We start from the raw sequence: 2,579 nt of genomic DNA, 5'->3' as shown, positions 1-2,579 counted from the left end.
TCAAGGAAAGACAAAATGACTGACCCCGTGTTGCATCGCGATCTGGCGCGGGTCGAAGGCAGGCTCGACAGGATCGAAGAGGCCATCTCGGCCCTCGCGCGGATCGATGAGCGGCTGACAACCCTGTTCAAAGCCATGGGACGGCAGCAAGCCGACATGGCCGCGCTGGAAACGCGCAGCCAGACCGACATGCGCGACCTGGCATCGCGCCTGACCGACCTCGAACACCTGACAGCCGCCCGCAGCCCGCTATTTGCATGGCTCAACCGCATCGCAACCGCCGCCATCGGCGCGGCGGTCGTCTTTGCCTTCGACCGTTGGAGGTGAGGGCATGTTTCCCCTGATCTTTCTGCGCCCGCTGCGCGGCGCGCATGGGCGGAACTGGCCGGGCATCGCGGTCATTGACCCGGATGCGCCGCATCGTGAGGCGGTGGCGGCGCAGGAAATCTGGGAGGCCGGGCACAAGATGAACCCGGTCAACCTGATCCCTGTGCTGATCAGCCGCAAGGCCCGTCGCCGCATGGAAATCATGGGGCATGAGGTCGAGGTGCAGGCGGCGGCGCTGATCCTTGGTCGGGATCAGACCAGATATCGCGCCGCCGAGATCGCCGCCATGAAGCGCGGCTATGGCGGGCTGTTCGACGCCATGAGCAACCGGGATCTGCGCATGGCGATGGCGGCGCGCTCTGCCGAGGCCAGGAAATGGGTGCGGACGAATCGCGCCAGATTGATGAGGATGGAACCATGAGCCTGCCCTGGACAGGTGCCGCCCGCCGGATCGGGCAGGCCGGTTTCGCCAAAGCCGCCAGCCGCGCCGGACTGGAGCCGGAGATCGTCCGGGCGGTCTGGGCGGTGGAATCTGCCGGGCAGCCATTTCGCGCCGATGGCAGCCTCGAACGCCGCTATGAACCCCATCACATGCCCGGAAGCGGCATCGCAAGCTGGCGCGACAGCCTTGGGATCCCCTTCGCCACCCGCGAGGCGATGTTCGCCAGCGCCTGCGCCCGCGATCCCGACAAGGCGATGGCCGCATCCAGTTGGGGCGGGCCGCAGATCATGGGCTTCAATGCCGCTGCGGCGGGGTTTGCCTCGGCCCGCGACATGGTCGTTGCGATGGCTGCGGACGAGGCCGCGCAGCTTGACGCATTCCTGCGCCTCATCGATGGCTGGGGCCTGATCACCACCCTGCGGGCGCATGACTGGCTGCGCTTTGCGGCGCGCTATAACGGTTCTGGTCAGGCCGCTGCCTATGCCCGCAGGATCGAGGCCGAATATCGCCGCCTGACCGGACGGGCCTCGCCCGTGGTGCTGCGGCTCGGGCGGGCGGGCGACAGGGCGGCAGTCCGGGAATTGCAGCGCGCTCTGGGGATCGAAGAGGATGGCGCGTTCGGGCCTGCGACCGACGCGGCGGTCAGGGCGTGGCAGGGGCGCAACGGCCTTGTCGCGGATGGCATCGTCGGCGCGGAAACATGGGCGGCGCTGCGGGACAGGCGCGATGCGCATCCGGTCGCACAGCCCGCCACCATGGATGTCGCGGCCCGGATCACCACCTGGGCCAGCGCGGCCACGGCAGCCGCTGGCGCGTTTACGGCCCTGGGCGAGACCCTGCCCGACAGTGCCATGACCGCCCTCGTCACCGGCGCGACCATCGCCGGGGTGCTGGCGGTCGCCGCGGCGCTGTTTTCGCGCCTGCGGCGGCAGCGGGCGGTGTTCTGATGTGGCTTCGGGTCGGGCTGGCCGGAGCGATTCTCGGGCTGGCGGGGGCCGGGTTCTGGCTGATCGACAGCCGGGCCCGGCTGCTGGCCGAGATCGACACCCTGCGCGCGCAGATCGCGACACTGGAAAGGATGCGGAATGCTCAGGACCATATCATGCGCCTCGATGACGCTGGCATTGCTGGCTGGCTGCGCGACCGGGCCGGTCAGTGAGACGGCGATCTGCACCGCCACCCATGATGCGCGGCAGACCCATGCGGCGGCGCTGGTCGCTGACGGTGGCCCGCAAAGCCGCAGAACCGGCGCGGCGCTGATCAGCGCGCTGGATGCTGGCTGCGCCTAGCCCAAAGGCCATTCCGGAGGCCGGAACCCCGCCAGCATCCACCGCATGACCTGCGCAGCAACGGGGTTGGGGGCGCGGGCGCTGTTCCCGTGGGTGGCTTCCCACTTTCGGACTGTCCGTGGGTCAGTGTTCAGGATCACTCCAAGCTCGGAAAGCGAAAGACCCAGCATTTGCCGGGCCTCTTTGAATTCGTCAGCGGTCATCAGAAAAACAGCTTCACGATTGCAGCAGTCGCACCCATCAGGCCAGCGGCAGCCAGAAATGGCGCAAGGAACGTGTTCACGCTGACATGCCTGGCTTCTGCGTTCATTTTTGCAATTTCGGCCTGCGCCCTGGCGTCGTAATGCGTTGTTTCCGCAATGATACGGGCTATCTCGGCACGCATCTTGTCATCGGCGAGGGATTGTTCCGCAGCAGTCATCGGGGTTTCTTTCCAAAGCGGGCTTCATTGCCTCATACCCGCAGCATAGGCCCAATGGGCCTATGGCACAAGCGAAAAGAGGCCGATCTTTCACATCCCG

General features: G+C 67.0%; 6 protein-coding genes. 5 read left to right on the top strand and 1 reads right to left on the bottom strand.

What is annotated here, in order from left to right; all coding sequences use genetic code 11:
* The 5 genes from ACK5L9_RS07650 to ACK5L9_RS07630 all read left to right on the top strand — a co-directional run.
* A partial coding sequence (locus tag ACK5L9_RS07650; RefSeq protein ID WP_416910875.1) for a hypothetical protein occupies nucleotides 1–327 on the top strand: 327 nt, incomplete at its 5' end.
* A 4-nt stretch (nucleotides 328–331) separates the two neighbouring features.
* On the top strand, nucleotides 332–748 hold the full coding sequence (locus tag ACK5L9_RS07645) for a hypothetical protein (protein WP_416910874.1): 417 nt from the start codon (nucleotides 332–334) through the stop codon (nucleotides 746–748).
* The gene (locus ACK5L9_RS07640) at nucleotides 745–1,716 is read left to right on the top strand and encodes an N-acetylmuramidase domain-containing protein (RefSeq protein WP_416910873.1); all 972 of its coding nucleotides are present in this window, start codon (nucleotides 745–747) and stop codon (nucleotides 1,714–1,716) included. Before ACK5L9_RS07645 ends, ACK5L9_RS07640 begins: the two co-directional genes overlap by 4 nt.
* Complete coding sequence (locus ACK5L9_RS07635) at nucleotides 1,716–1,928, top strand: hypothetical protein (RefSeq protein ID WP_416910872.1); 213 nt, start codon at nucleotides 1,716–1,718, stop codon at nucleotides 1,926–1,928. Before ACK5L9_RS07640 ends, ACK5L9_RS07635 begins: the two co-directional genes overlap by 1 nt.
* Entirely contained in the window at nucleotides 1,882–2,058 is a 177-nt protein-coding gene (locus tag ACK5L9_RS07630; RefSeq protein WP_416910871.1) for a hypothetical protein, read from the top strand. The genes ACK5L9_RS07635 and ACK5L9_RS07630 overlap by 47 nt, the downstream gene beginning before the upstream one ends.
* Before the next feature lie 202 nt (nucleotides 2,059–2,260).
* Here ACK5L9_RS07630 and ACK5L9_RS07625 read toward each other — a convergent pair whose 3' ends face one another.
* Nucleotides 2,261–2,479: a hypothetical protein gene (locus ACK5L9_RS07625; RefSeq protein ID WP_416910870.1), complete on the bottom strand. Its 219-nt coding sequence runs from the start codon at nucleotides 2,477–2,479 to the stop codon at nucleotides 2,261–2,263.
* Between the last annotated feature and the right edge of the window lie 100 nt (nucleotides 2,480–2,579).

Source organism: Paracoccus sp. (in: a-proteobacteria), from assembly GCF_047973135.1.
In the GTDB taxonomy this organism is placed as follows: Bacteria; Pseudomonadota; Alphaproteobacteria; order Rhodobacterales; family Rhodobacteraceae; genus Paracoccus.
The sequence above is the reverse complement of the archived record's forward strand: the minus strand, read 5'-3'. Positions and strand labels throughout refer to the sequence as shown.

Coding starts and splice junctions, on each gene's coding strand:
- ACK5L9_RS07630 (WP_416910871.1), top strand. CDS start 1,882: ATGACGCTGGCATTGCTGGCTGGCTGCGCGACCGGGCCGGTCAGTGAG.
- ACK5L9_RS07640 (WP_416910873.1), top strand. CDS start 745: ATGAGCCTGCCCTGGACAGGTGCCGCCCGCCGGATCGGGCAGGCCGGT.
- ACK5L9_RS07635 (WP_416910872.1), top strand. CDS start 1,716: ATGTGGCTTCGGGTCGGGCTGGCCGGAGCGATTCTCGGGCTGGCGGGG.
- ACK5L9_RS07625 (WP_416910870.1), bottom strand. CDS start 2,479: ATGACTGCTGCGGAACAATCCCTCGCCGATGACAAGATGCGTGCCGAG.
- ACK5L9_RS07645 (WP_416910874.1), top strand. CDS start 332: ATGTTTCCCCTGATCTTTCTGCGCCCGCTGCGCGGCGCGCATGGGCGG.